The following is a 16511-nucleotide window of genomic DNA, read 5'->3' as shown; positions in this document are numbered from 1 at the left end:
GAGGAGTAGACATGCCGCGACGCAAGAAGACGAGCCCGCTGGACGACATGATTGACCTTGTGTCGATGCTGCCCTGGTGGCTCGGCGTTGCACTCGCCCCTGTGAGCTATCTCTTCATGCATGCGTGGGCTGGTCGGGTCGTGTCGGACATGGTGAGCCGGCCGCAAATTACCTCGAGCCTTTTCTACGCGTTGGCATTGGCTGGGCAGTACCTGCTGCCTTTCGTGTGCCTCGCCGGTGCGGCCGTGAGTGCGTGGCGCCGCCGCCGCAGGAAGGAACTGGCAGACAGTGTGGCCGCAGCGAAGGCGCCGGACATTTTGGGGAAGATGAGTTGGCGCGAGTTCGAAATCCTTGTCGGCGAAGGCTTCAGGAGGAAGGGCTTTCAGGTCGAAGAGCTGGGCGGCGGCGGGGCCGATGGCGGCGTCGACCTTGTGTTGCGCAAGGCTGGCGAGAAGCACCTTGTTCAGTGCAAGCAATGGCGTGCGTTCAAGGTGGGCGTGCAAGTCGTGCGGGAGTTGTATGGCGTGATGGCGGCTGAAGGTGCGGCGGGTGGGTTTGTGGTGACCTCTGGGAGATTCACCGACGAAGCGCGGGCGTTTGCTGAGGGGCGCAACGTCAGGTTGGTGGATGGTGAGGCGCTGATGTTGTTGATTGGATCTGTGCGTGGGGGTGAGCAGTGTGGGTCTACGCGGGTGGCGGAACAGAAGTCCGCGTTCGCCGGCACGTGGGCGACGAGCTCGCTGCCTCCAGCTTGTCCGAATTGCGCGGGCGCTATGGTGCGCAGAACCGCGAGAAAGGGCGCACAGGCCGGAAACTCATTCTGGGGATGCGCAGCGTATCCGAAATGCAGGGGAACGGCCTGAAGAGCTTGACCGTGCCACGTTGGCTCTTTCCCCCAACGGCAGGGTTGCAGGGGAACTGCTGTTAGGCGGCACACCTAGACTTCCGAGTTCGGCTGCGGATTCAACCGGTCGATGCAACGGTTTGGCTGAACATCTCAGCCGGTGTTCGGAAGTTGAGAGTCTTCCTGGGTCGCTCGTTTAATCTTCTCGCCAACGCATTCAGCTTGGCTTGCGAGTAGGTCGAGACATCAATGCCCTTGGGGAGGTACTGTCTCAACAGGCCGTTTGTATTCTCATTGGTTCCGCGTTGCCAAGGATTCTGAGGGTCGCAGAAATAGACCTTGATATCGGTCGCCAAGGTGAAGTGCTTGTGGTCGGCCATCTCTTTGCCTCGATCCCAGGTCAACGACTTGTAGAGCTCCTGTGGCAACTTGCGAGCATTCTTGATCAGCGCGTTGACGACCGTCTCCGTATCTTTGCCGGTGACCTTCACGAGCATCACATAGCGTGTTTGTCGCTCGACCAGGGTTGCGATCTGGCTGTTGGAACTTCCGAACAGCAAGTCGCCTTCCCAGTGGCCAGGCACCGCTCGATCTTCAACCGTGGCCGGGCGCTCGCTGATCGACACGGCGTCAAGGATTCTTCCGTGAGCGTCTGTCTTCTGCGTGTAGTGGCGCGAGCGGCGCATGCCTCGCGTGCGCCTCAGGTGCTGCAGCAGTTCCCTCTTCAAGGCCCCTCGGGCTTGAATGAACAGGCTGCGGTAGATGGTCTCGTGGGACACGTGGCGGTTCTCGTCGCTCGGGTAAGTATGCGTGAGCCACCCTGCAATCTGCTCCGGCGACCATTGCAGCTGGAGCTTGTCTGTCACGACGTGTGCCAAGGCTCGGTTCCCAGCCAGCTTGCATCTCTTGGGCCGATGGGCCCGATCCCAGGCCGCCTGGTCGGCCTGGGCCGCCCGGTAGCATCCTTGGCCACCATTGCGCTTGATCTCGCGGCTGACCGTGGAGGGCGCACGTCCGAGAATCGTGGCGATCGCGCGGATCGAAAAGCCAGCCGCCACGGCACGCGAGATCTCCTCTCGCTCGGCCAAGGTCAGCGCCAATTCGGAACGGTGTCGCTCTGGCGGCGGTATCCCGCCCGTCTCAGCCAGAATTCGTTGTATCGACGGGTGGGAGCGATCAAACAACGCAGCAATCTGGTGGAGGGTCTCACCTTGCTTCCAGCGCTCCCACATCAGAGCTTTCTGGCTGTCGGTGTAGTAGATCCGAGGTCTTCGCTTCATCGGCAACACTCCTTCTGCCTACGCAGTTCCTAGTGTGTTGCATCGACCGGTTGAATCCGCAGCCAAAAGCGGACCTCGGGCACCGTCGCCCATTCGCGAATAATCCGACCAACTGACGACTTCGTCGAATCACAGATTGGCAAATGCTCATCCAGAATCATGAGGTGTTCGTGGCACCGGAGGGCCGCCGCACCCTATGGCGCTACATGGACTTCACCAAGTTGGTTAGCCTACTTGAAGACCGCGCGCTGGTGTTCCCACGGACTGACCTGTTCGAGGATCCCTATGAGGGAATGCTTCCGGAAGCAGCGGTAAGGGCGCTTCGCGCAGACCCGTCACCGTACCAGCTCAGTCCGGAGCATGCGGAACTTTGGGTGAAGCATCCAGAGGTAATGCGTCGGCACCTATACGTAAGCTGTTGGTTTTCAAGTGAGTTCGAATCAGCGGCAATGTGGAAGCTCTACCTGTCGAGCTCTGTGGGTATCGCCATCCGAACCACCTCCGACGCTCTTGCGGGCGCCCTCGAGTCTTGCCCATACACGGTAGGTTTGTCGGCGGTGCAGTACATCGACTACGAAACAACGTCTATTCCGTTCGGCAACGCTCTCTTTCCAGTCATGCACAAGCGGATGAGCTTTGCGCACGAACAGGAGGTTCGAGCTGTCATTTGGTCCGAGATTTCGGACAACGAGCCTCTGATTCCCAAGGGCGCAATGCACGTTTCCGTTCCAGTTAATCCGTCCCAGCTTATCGAAGCTATCCATGTTTCGCCCTCCGCTCCGTTGTGGTTCGGACAACTCGTTGAAAAAGTTTCCGCGAGGTATGCATTGCATGCACCAGTTGTACGCTCGAGCTTGTTGATGCGTCCGACTTACTAGTGCGAGTCACCGCAACCTCTAGCTGGACCGCTTGATGGAGAAGCCGAGCTGTAAGAGAGGTCGATTGCAACGTCAAAGTCTATGAGAAGCTCGTAGAGCTGCACGCGGCCAGGAGCCGCCGGTCGCCAGTGGCAGCTCTCCGGCAACACGATGGCCTTTTCCGCAAGCCTCACGGCTCCGCTCCACCGCCTCCTACTGCACAGCAGACACGCTTTTTATGTATGCGGCCATTTCGAGTTCCGTGTCAAGCTCTCTCTGCGGCGGCAGAATGTGCAGCCATCATGACCTCTGACCTCAGCGAACTCGCGCCGGAATTCCTCGCGAGCCTGGCCTCCCAGGGCCTTTTGAACCACCGTCTCTGCGGGCCTTCGGGACTCTTCGAGAACCACGGCTAGGAATGACCGCCGCCATGAGCGACCCTTCGCCGCAACCGCAACCACAAGCAAAAGCTCCGCTCGAGCCGCTCCCTCGCACGCCCCAACGCGAGGCCCTAGGCGCGATGGGTGGGTACGACTATCAAATCTGGCGGTCTATCGAGAGCTGGGTGATGTTGGCGGACAACGAGGTGCTGTTCCTCGAAGGCGCCGAGGACATCGACCGCGTGAGCTCTTCCGAGACCACGACGGTGCAAGTCAAGCGAACCGAGGACAGTGTGTCTCTGAACACGCAGAACGTGCGCGACGCCATTCGGAATTTCTGGGCAACCGCAGAACGTTCTCCGGACCGTCAGGTCAAGTTCGTCTACCTGACGACGTCGAACATCGCGAAGGAGCGCGACGCCCGGTTCGGCGGCTTGCCTGGCATCGAGGCGTGGGGCAAGGCCGCGTTCGACCCCGTGATGGCGGAGGCCGTCAGACAGCAGTTGCTCGCAAGCCTCGAGGACAACCAGCCCGTTCGGGCGTTTCTGACGTCTGCGACCGTGCGCGACTTGCAGACGAGACTGCTCCAGCGGTTCACCTGGCTAACTGGTCAGCCGGATGTGGAAGTCGTCGAGCAAGCTGTTCTCGAGCGAATCGGTGATGCGCTCGTTTTGGCCAAACAACCCCGGAGCGCCGCACGGACGGCCAAGAACGAGCTCTTGGCCCACTGCTGGAAGCAGGTACTCAAGCCCTCACCGGACGAGCGCAAGCTCGACAAGACTTCGCTGTGGCTGCAAATCGAGAAGGCAACCACGGTCACGCTTGAGATGCCCCTGAACAGCGCGGGTGGGCTGCTCGTGGTGGCCGCGCAGCTGTCTTCGCTGCAGGCAAACTTCGCGAACTTGGCGCTTCTGCAGGGGACGCCACCCAGTCCTCCACGTGCGCTTCTTCGCCGCCAGGCGCTGGTGGACGCCGTCTCTGAGCGCGTCACCCGCCGTGACGCAGTACTTCTTGTCGGCTCGGTGTTCAAAGGCAAGACGACGATTGCGCAGGTTGTCGCGCGCGACGCCGGCCTCAATGCGAGCTGGACTGAGCTTTCAGGGAGAACGCCGGCGGCCATGTCGGAAGCGCTGCGGCTGCTCGCACTCACGATTGACCGGCCTGATGGGCCGTCCTTGCTGATTCTCGACGACCTGGATACGTCGGCGAACGCCCGACGCGTCTACGCCGCGAGCCTGCGGCAACTCGTGCATCGCGCGAGCGTCGCAGGTATCGCACTGCTCATCACGGCGCAGGGGCACACCGAGGCGCTCGAGCAGGAGGTGGCGACCTCCTGGGGTGTCGAATTTGTCGTCGTGCCCGCAATGTCACAGCGTGAGGTTGCCGAGCACTGCGTCGACTTCAATTGCAGCAGTCAGGACCTAGCGAATACTTGGGGCCAGCTCATCGCCGTTCAGTCGGGTGGCCACCCTGCGCTCGTGCACGTCCGACTGGTCGAACTTCGCGACCTAGGTTGGCCTGCGCTCGAGCTCTCGACGTTCGTCACACCTTCACCCGGTACGCAGTCGGCCAAGCAGATGGCGCGCGAGCTGCTGGACTCGTCAGTGAGCGCCGAGGCTAGTCAGTTTGCGCTCGAGGCCGGCGAGTTCATGGTGGCACCAACCCGTGAGATGCTGCTCAATCTCGCGGGACTGCCGCCCAAGCTCACCGGCGCGCAGGCTGTGCTGACGGCTCTGACCGGGCGCTGGCTCGAGGAACTAGGCAACGGGCGCTATCGCGTCACTCAGATTCTTCGAGGCGAAGTCAATGTCACTTGGACCCTGGAGCAGCATCGCGCCGTCCACGCCAAGCTCTTTGACTCCATTTCCGCCTGCGAGTCAATCACAGCGAATGACGCTGGCGCGCTGGTCTTTCATGCATTCATCGCGCTTGATGCACGACGCTTTTTGTCCAGCATGCAGAAACTTGTGGCAGCAGATGATGAAGTCCAACGACGGGTCTTCTCGCACTGCTCCTGGGTGTTGCATGTTGGCTTAGAGAGCGGCCCGGTGCCGGTCGCGCTGAAGTCCGCGATGCCTTCGTTGCGGTATCTCCAGTTCCTTGTCGCGGAGGTTGAAGACCCGTCGCGCCTCGCGGAGTTCGCACGCGCGTGGCGCGACGAACTTGGGCCGCGCAATGCCGATGCGAACTGGGCGTTCAGCCGCGCTATGTACGACATGACGGTACTGAGTAAGCATGTCGCGCTTACGATGGAAGTGGTGCTCGACGCCGTCTCGAGTGTAGTGCAAGCGCAGGAGCCTGCCGCGTCCTTCATAGCTGGCGGTGTCGCGAACATGAAAGCCATGCCGGCCCTGCCGGGGTTCGCTTTCCTTCAGAGCGCCACGACGTTCCAGTTCTTCTTGTCACTCCGCGCGGGTGGAGTGCGAACGCTGCGTGATTTCAACGACCTCCTGGCATTCCTCTCCAATCCGTTGAATCAGGCGCTCGCCGGCCAGTTCGATGAGATGCTCGATTGGCCGCACGTTCGTGACCTCGGCGCGTTTGTACATACCGGGTGGGTCGCGGAAGCCAATAAGGACAGCCCCCACTGGTCACCTTGGCTCGAAGTGTTCGACCAAGCGCTTGCCGTCTGCGAATCCTGCAAACTCCCTCTGTACGGAGCGCAGGTCGCACGTGCGAAGTCGATTGTGTTGAGCGAGTACGCTGATGACTTGCTCGCCGGATTCGCCGTCCTTGACCGGGCTACAGACCTCTTTGGCCCGAGTGCCGTTATTGAGGAGCAGCGCATCAATTTGATGGGACAGTCCGATGACCACGGCCGAGCATTGTCGGCGTGGGATGCGACCATCGCGCGTTTCGGCTTGCAGGCTGTCACCGACCCTTTTGCCTTCCGGCGAGTCGCAATCTCGGCCGCAAAGCTGGCGCAGTTTGACCGCGCCTCGCTGCTCTTCGAGCAAGGCGCTAGGCAGAAAAACGACGAGTTTGTGCCGACCCGCGTCGGCCTTCTCATCGATGCGTCGTACTGCGCGTTGCGAGCGGGACAGCTTCGGCGCTGCAGCGCGCTTTTGACCGATGCGGTGCTGCTGCTTCCGCCTGAGGCGTGGGCAGAGGGCGACAAGCGCTGGGAGGCCATCCTCCAGGCCGCGAACGCCACGGCACAGCTCATCGAAAACCCCGACCGACTGCTTCCCGATGGCAAGCCTTTTGTGATTGCCTTTGGCCAGGCGAGCCAGCCCGACCTGGCCGTTGACGAATTGACTCCCGGCCAATCCATGCGGGTTGGAGTCCTTGAAGCTCAGGTCGCATTCCTCGAGGCTCACTGGCCCGACGCCTCAAGCGCGATGTTCGACCGAGTCTCCGTCTTACTGCGAGGCGATGACCTCTTCACGCGGCACCTTGGGTCGAAATCGCTCGTACTGCGCGAGCTTGTAGGCGGTACGTCGCCACGCTTTCTCCGCTACGTCATGGGCATGTCCGACGTCACTGCCGAACTAAATGCACAGCGTGGAGCGCCGGGTGCTCCGACTGTCATGGCAGAGGAACTGCTGCCTGGCATGCTGGCGGTCGGCCTCCTTCTAGCCTCGGGCGAGCCGAACCAACTTCTCGAGCGCTGGCGCGTCGAGGCCCGCGATGCGAACAAGGTCGACGTGCTGCCTATCCTGGAGCGTCTCCAGGCCGGCCTCACCATGGCGCCAAGCGCCGCCGCAGCCGAGGTCGTCCAGTTTGTCAGCCGAGACCAAGTCGTCAACTTCGGCGCGGCCGTGCGAGTTTGCCATTCCGACGACGTGCAGGCCCGCGTGCTGGTCGTCGCGTCTCTCCGGATGGCGGCTACGGTGCGATGGGGCATGACGCTTTTCTTCGCGCGCAGTATCGACGCGCCTGTCGCGCGTTTCCTCGCAGAGCGGCTCAACCAGCAGACCCGGCTGCCCGCGCAGTTCTCGATGCCCTCGGTTGCCCTCCCGGTCATCACGCAGACGGTACGCCAAGTTCGCGCAGGCGACGCTGGCCTCAAGGAGGTGCTCGCGGTGGGCTGCAGCGTCACGGGCGTCAATCCGGGTGACGCTCTCAAGCTGCTCTGAGGCTGAGTGCGGCCGGCGCGCAACGTCAGTACAAAGAACCACCCAGAACACTTACCCGCTTTCGCGACCGTCTATTCGTTGAAGGGTTTGGCGTGCGCGCCCGTCCGAGTCGAAAGAAGAGGGTCGCGACGTTGTCCGCGCGTCAAGCCACCCGACGCCGCAGCGCTCATTGGACGGCCGGTTTCGGTCGGCCATTTTTGAGCCGTGACGGTCTCCTTCGGGCCCATCCAAGCCGTCCGCGAACAGCAAGCGAAGAGCTGCAGACAGCTTTGGCAATCCGGCGCACTATCAACTATCCACCCGCCCCAAATCCCGATCATCACTCCCCACCGCAAAATAAAACCACTCACTCCCCGGCAACGCCTCAGCATTCGGAAACACGATGAACCCATCCCGATCCGCGTGCAGCACGCTCCCATCCTCGCGCACGCCGATCGCCTCGCCCTTCGCGACCGCATCGAACGTCGCCCATTCCCGCACAAACTGATCGTCCTCATGCAGCCGATCAGTCACGCTCACCAGCCGTAGCAACGAAGGCGGCTTCGGCGGCTCGGCTTGCGGGTCGGCCGCAATCATCCCCAGCAAGCGCAGCGCGGAAAGAATCGCCGCATACGCCACCTCAGGCGCAGCCGGATCTTCATGCTGCCCGCATTCCAGCGTCACGCCGTAGCCGCCGCGGCTTCGCATGTATTCATTGGTGCCGCGTCCAAAGGCGACTTCCGCCTCGTCCGCCGACTGCCCGCCCGTGCGCTGGGCCACTCCGGCGGCGTAGATGTCCAGCCAGCCTTCAACCACACGCGGCGTGCCGAGATGCAGCGCAAGCTGCCCTTCCTCGAAAGCACGCGCGAAGGGTTCCAGCGTGCCATCGTTGTCACGCGGCCCGATCATCGCGAAGGCTTCTCCGGCGCTCTGAAATGAATGGAGGTCGAGCAGCACATCGTGCCGATCGAGCAGCGGGCACAGCAGGTTGGTGATTCGGGCTTCGTAGTCGGCGGGTTCGACGCCCGGCGGGGTCGGCTGAAAAAGCCGGTTGAGATTGCGCTCGCCTTCGCGTCGCATGCGGCGTCGTGCGAGCGGATTCGCGACCGGCACCATCGTCAGCTCGCCGCGCAGCAGTTGCAGCTTGCCGGCGTCGAAGTCGGCCACCACGCGTTCGATACCGACGGTGCCGCAGGTCTCGTCGCCATGCACGCCACCGAGCACGATGAGCTTCGGCCCGGGCCTGGGGGACGCGATGCCGTGAATGCGAAGAGAGTCGCCGAGGGGGTCGTTGAGGGTGGGCTCGTTGCTGGGGGCTGTCATTTCGCCGGCCATCCTACAACGCCGAGTTGGCAGTTCCTACCGTGTTTGCCGCGATGCCGTGCGACAACATGGCCCACCAAAAGCAATGAATCAAGATCAACGAATCAGGAGCAAGTCATGCTCACCGCGAAGGCCCCGGCCGCAAAGAATGACGGCGTCTACTCCGACAAGGTCAAGCTTTGAGCGACCCGTCGAGTTGCTCTCTCATCGCGGTCACGACGCTCTTGTAGTCCCCCGCACCGAAGATGGCGCTGCCGGCCACGAAGGTGTCGGCGCCGGCGCTGGCAACGCGCGCGATGTTGTCGACCTTGATGCCGCCATCGACTTCCAGCCGAATGTCGCGGCCGGTGGCGTCGATGAGCTTGCGCGCAAGTTCGATCTTGCGCAGCGCCGAATCGATGAAGCTCTGCCCGCCGAAGCCGGGGTTCACGCTCATGATCAGGATGAGGTCGATTTCGTCGATGACCCAGTCGAGCGCTTCGAGCCCGAGGCCCGGGTTGAAGACGAGGCCGGCCTTGCAGCCCGCGGCCTTGATGGCCTGGATGCTGCGGTGCATGTGCGGCGACGCGTCCGGGTGAAAGCTGATGAAGTCGGCGCCGGCTTGCGCAAAGGCGGCGGCCAGTGCATCGACGGGCTCGATCATCAGGTGCACGTCGATAGGCACGGGCGTGCCGTCGGGCTTTTGCGCGTGCGGCTTGAGGGCGTGGCACACCATCGGCCCGAAGGTGAGGTTGGGCACGTAATGGTTGTCCATCACGTCGAAATGGATCCAGTCGGCACCGGCGGCGATGACGTCGCTCACTTCGGCGCCCAGGCGCGCGAAATCGGCGGAAAGGATGGAAGGGGCGATGCGAAAGGGGCTGCTCATGGGGTCGGATTGTCGCAGTACAGGGCAAACCCGCGTACGGCGTGCCTTACCATCCGGCGATGTCCAACTTCCCGATGACGGTGCAGGTCGAACCGCGCTTCCTGCCCGACCAGTCGTCGCCCGCCGACCGGGTCTATACCTTTGCGTATGCGGTGACGATCACCAACCACGGCGACGTGGCGGCCCAAGTGATTGCGCGGCACTGGGTGATCCACGACACAGATGGAAACACGCAGCAAGTCGACGGGCTGGGCGTGATCGGCAAGCAACCCCTGTTGGCGCCGGGGGAATCGTTTCGCTACACCAGCGGCTGCCGCCTCCAGGCACCGAGCGGTACGATGCACGGCAGCCTTTTTATCGTGACGGAACGTGCGGAGCGCTTCGACGTCCCGATTGCCATGTTCGTGCTGGAAGCCGATGCGGGGGGCATGCCCTCCTCGCGCGTGCTGCACTGAACGCACTTTTCCTTCTTCGCACCATGAACGCCTCGTGCGCTCCTGGATGTTTCGCCGGGCCCCGCGCCAGAGGGTGGCAGCGCAGCGTTTCCCCCTTGTTTGAATCTTATTGATGACGTCTTTCTTTTCCAGCGATCTGCTGAGCTTCTGGTCCGAGTGGGTCCGCCCCTCGGCGGGCCTGCCGACCGTTTTGTGGGCCTTGCTGCTGGCGGCAGCGGCCGCCTCGGGCCATCTGGTGCAACGCTACATGGGGATGCCCAAGGTGATCGGTTATTCGATCGTCGGCACGGTGGTGGGCTTTGCCGGCTTCGAAGGCGCGATCTGGCCGCTGCAGGGCATCAGCCTCTTCCTGGTCGAACTCGGCGTGGCGATCGTGCTTTTCGAGGCGGGCGGACGCCTGCCGCTGCGCTGGTTTCGGCACAACCCGATGGTGCTGGTGCAGAGCCTGCTTGAATCGACCATCACCTACTTTGCGGTGTTCTGGGTGCTGCACTGGATGGAAGTGCCAGACCCGGTCGCCAACCCCATTGCGCTGATGGCGATCGTCGCGTCGCCGGCCGTACTGAGCCGGGTCGTGATCGACACGCGCGCATCCGGCCCCGTGACCGAGCGCGCGATGACGCTGGCAACGCTCAACACCTTCTATGCGCTGTCGCTCGGCTATGCGCAGGCTGGGCTGATCGAGCATGCGCCGACGGGGCTGCTGCAGAAGCTGTCGCCGGTGTTGGTGGTGTTGGGGATGTCTTTTGTGGTCGGCGCGCTGATGGCGCTTTCGTTGCGATCGGCATTGCGCGTGATGAGCCCGACCAGCGAAAACACGTCGATCCTGCTGCTCGCCATCATCGCCGCGGGCGCTGCGCTGGCGGCGCACTTCGGCGGTTCGGCGCCGCTGGCGGCATTGATCGGCGGGGTGCTGCTCAAGGCGCTCAATCCCAAGCCGTGGACTTGGCCCCGGCAGTTGGGCACCGCTGCTTCGCTGATCACGATGCTGATGTTCGTGCTGGTGTCGATCGTCGCCGCGCAAGCCGACTGGAGCCTGCCGGTCGCGAGCCTGGTGCTGGCGGTGATTGGCGTGCGCGCCTTCTCCAAGGTCGCCGGCGTCGCCATCGCCAATCCGGGCAGCGGCGCAAGCTGGAAGCAGGCTTTCTGGGTCGGCTGCGCCATGTCGCCCTTGTCCTCGATTGCATTGCTGATTACGTCGGCCTTCGTCACCGCGTCGCCATTGCTGGGTGCAATGATCACGCAAGTGGCCCTGCCCGCCATCCTGCTGATGGAAGTGCTGGGCGCGGTGATCGCCACCATTGCCATTCACGGCGCGGGCGAGAGTTCCAGGCCGTGGCTGCCTGAGGCGTTTGGGACTGTGGAGGAGCAGAGATGAACGCAGCGCTGAGGGGCACGAACTGCCGAGCATGGGGATCGACATGAGCTCACGCCCTATGGAACTCCAGGCGGATGGCACGCCTGCAACACCGGCGAGCCGCATCGTGCCGCTGGAGCGTTTCAACAATTCCGTGGCGTTGTCGCTGGGCGTCGAGCTCGAGCTGCAACTCGTCAACACGCACGACTACGATCTCGCGCCCTATGCGGCGGACATGCTCCGGCTGATGGCCCAGACGCCACTGCCCGGCAGCGTTGTGCCGGAGATGACGTCGAGCATGATCGAGATTTCGACCGACGTGTGCCATTCGGCGCAGGACGTCATCGCGCAACTGACGCCGATCCGCGATGCGCTCGTGCGCAATGCCGACAAGCTCAACATTGCAGTGGTCGGCGGCGGCACGCACGCATTCCAGCAGTGGCACGAGCGGCGCATCTACGACAAGCCGCGCTTTCGGGAGCTGTCGGAGCTCTACGGCTATCTGTCGAAGCAGTTCACCATCTTTGGCCAGCACGTGCATATCGGCTGCCCTGATGCCAACGGGGCGCTGCTGATGCTGCACCGCATGTCGCGCTACATCCCGCACTTCATCGCGCTGTCGGCGTCGTCGCCCTTCGTGCAGGGGCAGGACACGCAGTTCGATTCGGCGCGGCTGAATTCGGTGTTCGCGTTTCCGCTGTCGGGCCGCGCGCCGTTCACCTTGTCGTGGAAGGAGTTCGAGAACTACTTCATGCGAATGACGCGCACCGGCGTGGTCCGCAGCATGAAGGACTTCTATTGGGACATCCGCCCCAAGCCTGAATTCGGCACCATCGAGATCCGCGTGTTCGACACGCCGCTGACGGTAGAGCGGGCCGCAGCGCTCGCGGGCTATGTGCAATCGCTGGCCGCCTGGTTCCTGCAGGAGCAGCCTTTCACGCCGTGCGAGGACGACTATCTCGTCTACACGTACAACCGTTTTCAGGCCTGCCGCTTCGGACTCGACGCCGTCTATGTCGACCCGGCGAGCGGCGAGCACATGCCGCTGCGCGACCACATCCTGATGACGATGACGCAGCTCGAATGGCACAGCGAAGCGCTCAACGCCACGAAGGCGTTGTCCGATCTGCGCACGAGCGTCGAAGCGAACCGCAACGACGCGCGCTGGCTGCGCGAGCTTCAGGGCAAGGAAAAACTGCTGGCCGAAGTGGTTCGGCAATCGGCACTGCGGTTTCGCAGTTCCGCCATCTGAATCCGGGATTGCCATCGACATGAGCAACGGCGAATTCGATCTCATCGCGCGCTACTTCACGCGGCCGGCAAAGCGCTCTCCCTTGGGCGTGGGCGACGATTGCGCACTGCTCGCGCCGGCTGCAGGAATGCAGCTCGCGGTGTCGTCGGACATGCTGGTGGAGGGTCGGCATTTTCTTTCGACGGTCAGCCCCGAGAGGCTTGGGCACAAGTCGCTCGCCGTCAATTTGAGTGACCTGGCGGCGTGCGGCGCCAAGCCGTTGGCTTTCACGCTCGCGCTTGCATTGCCTGCGGTCGACGAAGCATGGCTCGAAGGTTTCTCGCACGGCCTCTTCGCGCTGGCCGATGCGCATGGTTGCGAGTTGATCGGCGGCGACACCACGCGCGGGCCGCTCAACATTTGCATCACCGTTTTCGGCGAAGTGCCTGCCGGCGGTGCGCTGCTGCGCTCGGGCGCGAAGGCGGGCGACGATATCTGGGTCAGCGGCACGCTCGGCGATGCCCGGCTCGCGCTCGAAGTGTTTCGGGGCACGCTCGCGTTGCCGGGTGAGGCGTTCGAGCTGGCACGCGAGCGGATGGAACGACCGACGCCCCGCGTTGCATTGGGCCTTGCGCTGCGCGGCATCGCGACTGCGGCAATCGACGTCAGTGACGGTCTTGTCGGCGACTTGGGACACATCCTGAAGGCCAGCGGTGTCGGCGCACAAGTCGATGCCGATATTGCGGGAGCCCTTCTTGCTGCGAGCACCGCGATCAGCGCGGAAGTGCGGCGCACCTGCACGCTCGCGGGCGGCGACGACTACGAACTTGCCTTCACTGCGCCGGCTTCGGCTCGGGATGCCGTCGAACAGGCGGGTCGCGCTGCGTCAACGCCGGTCGCGCGCATCGGGCGCATCGAAGCCGAATCAGGGCTGCGCATCGTCGACGCGCAAGGCAAGGCTGTCGCGCAGCGCTTCACGTCTTTCGATCACTTCGCCTGAGCGGCGATGCCGAAGTGTCAGGGGCTCAGGGGCCTCAGGCGCGCCGAAGGCTCTCGCCGGGCGCTGCTTCGAGCCGCGCAAACGACGAATCGATTTCGACATCGTTCAGCACGCACATCAGCCCGTGATAGAGCTGATTCGGCGACACAGGCTTGTGCAGCAGCGGCACGCCGCTCGCGCGGGCTTCGCGCAGGCGCTGCGGCGCGGTGTCCCCGGTGATCAGCAAAGCGGGCAGCGTTTCGCCGAACTCGGCCCGCAGCGCGGCGATCGCCTCGGCGCCAGTGCGCAGTTCACGCAGGCGGTAGTCGCTGATGACCAAACCCGGCGGATTGACACGCGCCAGCGCCAGCGCTTCTTCGATCGAATCGGCGACATCGCATTGGCAACCCCAGGCGCCCAGCAATTGGCGCATGCCGGCGCGTACCGCATCGTCGTCGTCGATCACGAGCACGCGCACGTCAAAGACCCGCGCGTGACCGGGCACGACCTCGACGACGCCACTCGCGACACCCATCTGCGCAACCGGCAGGCTGACCCTGAATACGCTGCCGCGACCGGGCCGCGAAAACAGCAACAGCGCATGGCCGAGCGTACGCGCCAGCCCCTGGGCGATGGCCAAGCCAAGCCCCAGGCCCTTGCGTCGGTCGCGCTCCGCATTGCCGAGCTGATGAAACTCCCGAAAGATGTCCTCGTGCTGCGAGGCCTCGATGCCAATGCCGGTGTCCCACACCTCGATCTGCACTTCGGTTCCACGCACGCGGCACGCCACCAGCACGCCGCCATGCTCGGTGTAGCGGATGGCATTCGAGACGAGATTGCGCAGGATCAGCGCGACGAGGGCCGGATCGGAGCGCACCGCCACATGGGTTTCGCGCGAACGGTAGACGATGCCCTTGGCGTCGGCCTGCGGCGCGAGTTCGTTCTCGATCTTGTTGAGCAGCGGCTGCAGATGAAAGACCTGCATCTGCGGTTCGACCACGCCGGCCTCGATGCGCGAGAAGTCGAGCAATGTGTCGAGCATCTCGGCCGAAGCCTGCCAGGTGGCGCGGGCATTGGCGAGTGCGTCGTACTGCGCCGCGGAAAGCTTGCTGCGCGCCAGCACTTCGAGAAACAGGCCCTGCGCATGAATCGGCTGGCGAAGGTCATGGCTGGCAGCGGCCAGGAACTTGGACTTGGCGAGATTGGCCTCGTCGGCCTTCAGTTGTGCTGCCTGTGCGTGCTCGGTTTCCACCCGCAGGCGTTCGATCAGTTCGATGTTCTCGAATCGCAGATCGATGGCCGCGCGCGCCGCCTTGGCGCTGTTGCGCGCCTGCCCGAGCAGGGTGACGACGTACAGCACGCCGGCCATTCCCAGTGCGTTGTAGGCCGGATCGCCGAGCGTCCACAGCTTTGACGCGAGCACGACCAATTGCACCGTACCGAAGGCAATGAAGACCGGCAGCACCGGCGCGAGTGAAGACATCGAACTGCCGGCGACGCCTGCCAGCACCGCCACCACGAGCACCGAGCCCGCCACCGTCGTTGTGCCCAGCGCCGCCCAACCGAGCGAACCCCACACCGCGGCGTCGACCGCGTTCAGCACGATCTGCCGCCAAACCAGCTGCCGGGCGCGTTCGGGCGATATCACCGAGGCGAGCGTCCGCCGCGCCTCACGCGCGCAGATGAGCTTCATGAGGATCACGGCCCCGGCCCATGCGCGCAGCGCGAGCACGTTGTGCTCGTTCGAAAGCACCCACACCAGCAGCAGCGCGACGAGGATGGTCGGGATGACCGAGCTGCCGACGTTGCCGCACAGCAGCCGCAATTGCTCGACAAGGGTGCGCCCATCGGCAAGGCGCAGCGGGTTCTTCATCAGGCGACCAGTCCCCTTCGGCGTGCCGCGAAGCCGGCCTCGGAGCGGCTCGATACCTGCAACGCGGCAAGCACGGCCTGCACGTGTCCGCGCACGGTGTTCTCGGAAAGATTGAGCCGCCTGCCGATCACCTTGTTGGAGAGGCCCTGGCACAGCAGGTCGAGCACTTCGAACTGCCGAGGCGTCAGCAACTGGCGGGCCCCGTCCGCATCACCGTGCGCATGGGGCTGCACCGCGGACACAACCTCCTGGCCGCGGCGCAACTGCTCGATCACGGCGAGGATGTTGTCGGCCGTGTCGGCTTTCGAGACAAAGGCGGCGGCGCCGCGCTCCAGGGCCATTCGCACGTTCTGCGGCGCGGCGTCGGACGACAGGATGACCACTGCCGCGTCCGGCCACTTGCGTTTGACCAGCGCGATGCCTTCAAGGCCGTTGAGGCCGTGCAACTGAATATCGAGAAGGACCAGCGCCGGCTCCGTCATGGCGGTCTTCATGCCTTCTTCGAGCGACGCGGCTTCGGCCACTTCGAGCTCGGGAATGCCGGACAGGAGCACCATGCGCAGCCCGCACCTGAACAGCGCATGGTCGTCGATAAGCAGGATTCGGGGCGGCAACATGACCCGCGAATTCTGCGCGAAGTCAGCCCCGTCCAAATGGACTATTTACCGCATGCGCCATTGCGGGAATCATCCGAGTGCCATGAAACCCCTGATCGAAATCCGGCGCATCGCAGCGGATGCTTACTACTATCGCATCAGCGCCCAAGGATTCGAACCGCAGGACGCCGGCGGCACCTTCACGTCGCTGGAACAGTGCCTCTTTGACGCAGGGGCGTCGCTCAACCACTACTTCGCGAGCGTGGAGATGAATTTCGAGGGCATGTTCCTCGGTGCCTGTGCGACCGAAGCGTTGCGCGCGAACCCTAAAGCGGTCGCTCAGCGCATTGAGCAGCATTTTCAGCCGGCCTGAACGGCCCGGGCGTCCTCGCCTATCTCGCTGCCTTCTC

The 16511-nt window shown here is 63.6% G+C and carries 13 protein-coding genes; 8 read left to right on the top strand and 5 right to left on the bottom strand.

The window, feature by feature from the left end; all coding sequences use genetic code 11:
- The first annotated feature begins 11 nt into the window (after positions 1-11).
- Complete coding sequence (locus AC1DSF_RS23150) at positions 12-863, top strand: restriction endonuclease (RefSeq protein ID WP_478128645.1); 852 nt, start codon at positions 12-14, stop codon at positions 861-863.
- A 100-nt stretch (positions 864-963) separates the two neighbouring features.
- Here AC1DSF_RS23150 and AC1DSF_RS23145 read toward each other — a convergent pair whose 3' ends face one another.
- Positions 964-2124 carry an IS30 family transposase gene (locus AC1DSF_RS23145; RefSeq protein ID WP_478183510.1) on the bottom strand — a complete coding sequence of 387 codons (1161 nt, stop codon included), beginning with the start codon at positions 2122-2124 and terminating at the stop codon, positions 964-966.
- 143 nt (positions 2125-2267) lie between these two features.
- On the opposite strand from AC1DSF_RS23145, the gene AC1DSF_RS23140 reads away from it, so the two are divergent.
- Both AC1DSF_RS23140 and AC1DSF_RS23135 read left to right on the top strand, forming a co-directional pair.
- Entirely contained in the window at positions 2268-3002 is a 735-nt protein-coding gene (locus AC1DSF_RS23140; RefSeq protein WP_478128640.1) for a hypothetical protein, read from the top strand.
- 409 nt (positions 3003-3411) lie between these two features.
- Positions 3412-7440, top strand: coding sequence for an AAA family ATPase (locus tag AC1DSF_RS23135; protein WP_478128639.1), 4029 nt, complete (start codon positions 3412-3414; stop codon positions 7438-7440).
- Positions 7441-7728: 288 nt separating this feature from the next.
- Here AC1DSF_RS23135 and AC1DSF_RS23130 read toward each other — a convergent pair whose 3' ends face one another.
- Together AC1DSF_RS23130 and rpe are read right to left on the bottom strand one after the other, a co-directional pair.
- Positions 7729-8742 (bottom strand): succinylglutamate desuccinylase/aspartoacylase family protein, encoded by a 1014-nt coding sequence (locus AC1DSF_RS23130; RefSeq protein ID WP_478128638.1) that lies wholly within the window; start codon positions 8740-8742, stop codon positions 7729-7731.
- A gap of 172 nt (positions 8743-8914) precedes the next feature.
- Positions 8915-9610, bottom strand: a complete 696-nt coding sequence (gene rpe / locus AC1DSF_RS23125; RefSeq protein WP_478128637.1) for a ribulose-phosphate 3-epimerase — start codon at positions 9608-9610, stop codon at positions 8915-8917.
- Between the two features lie 59 nt (positions 9611-9669).
- Here rpe and apaG point away from each other — a divergent pair, with 59 nt between their 5' ends.
- The 4 genes from apaG (at position 9670) to thiL (ending at position 13653) form a co-directional block, all read left to right on the top strand.
- On the top strand, positions 9670-10065 hold the full coding sequence (gene apaG, locus AC1DSF_RS23120; RefSeq protein ID WP_478128636.1) for a Co2+/Mg2+ efflux protein ApaG: 396 nt from the start codon (positions 9670-9672) through the stop codon (positions 10063-10065).
- A gap of 112 nt (positions 10066-10177) precedes the next feature.
- Complete coding sequence (locus tag AC1DSF_RS23115) at positions 10178-11443, top strand: cation:proton antiporter (protein ID WP_478145934.1); 1266 nt, start codon at positions 10178-10180, stop codon at positions 11441-11443.
- 106 nt (positions 11444-11549) lie between these two features.
- Positions 11550-12674, top strand: coding sequence for a YbdK family carboxylate-amine ligase (locus AC1DSF_RS23110; protein WP_478128644.1), 1125 nt, complete (start codon positions 11550-11552; stop codon positions 12672-12674).
- 19 nt (positions 12675-12693) lie between these two features.
- A complete protein-coding gene (gene thiL / locus AC1DSF_RS23105) occupies positions 12694-13653 on the top strand; it encodes a thiamine-phosphate kinase (protein ID WP_478128634.1) in 960 nt (319 codons plus the stop codon).
- 34 nt (positions 13654-13687) lie between these two features.
- On the opposite strand, the gene AC1DSF_RS23100 is transcribed toward thiL, so the two are convergent.
- Together AC1DSF_RS23100 and AC1DSF_RS23095 are read right to left on the bottom strand one after the other, a co-directional pair.
- A complete protein-coding gene (locus tag AC1DSF_RS23100; RefSeq protein WP_478128633.1) occupies positions 13688-15505 on the bottom strand; it encodes an ATP-binding response regulator in 1818 nt (605 codons plus the stop codon).
- The gene (locus tag AC1DSF_RS23095) at positions 15505-16122 is read right to left on the bottom strand and encodes a response regulator (protein ID WP_478183487.1); all 618 of its coding nucleotides are present in this window, start codon (positions 16120-16122) and stop codon (positions 15505-15507) included. The genes AC1DSF_RS23100 and AC1DSF_RS23095 overlap by 1 nt, the downstream gene beginning before the upstream one ends.
- Here AC1DSF_RS23095 and AC1DSF_RS23090 point away from each other — a divergent pair.
- A complete protein-coding gene (locus tag AC1DSF_RS23090; protein ID WP_478128631.1) occupies positions 16121-16474 on the top strand; it encodes a hypothetical protein in 354 nt (117 codons plus the stop codon). The genes AC1DSF_RS23095 and AC1DSF_RS23090 overlap by 2 nt on opposite strands.
- The last annotated feature ends 37 nt before the right edge of the window (positions 16475-16511 follow it).

The sequence above is a fragment of the Variovorax sp. 01N429 genome (assembly GCF_056399425.1).
The sequence above is the reverse complement of the archived record's forward strand: the minus strand, read 5'-3'. Positions and strand labels throughout refer to the sequence as shown.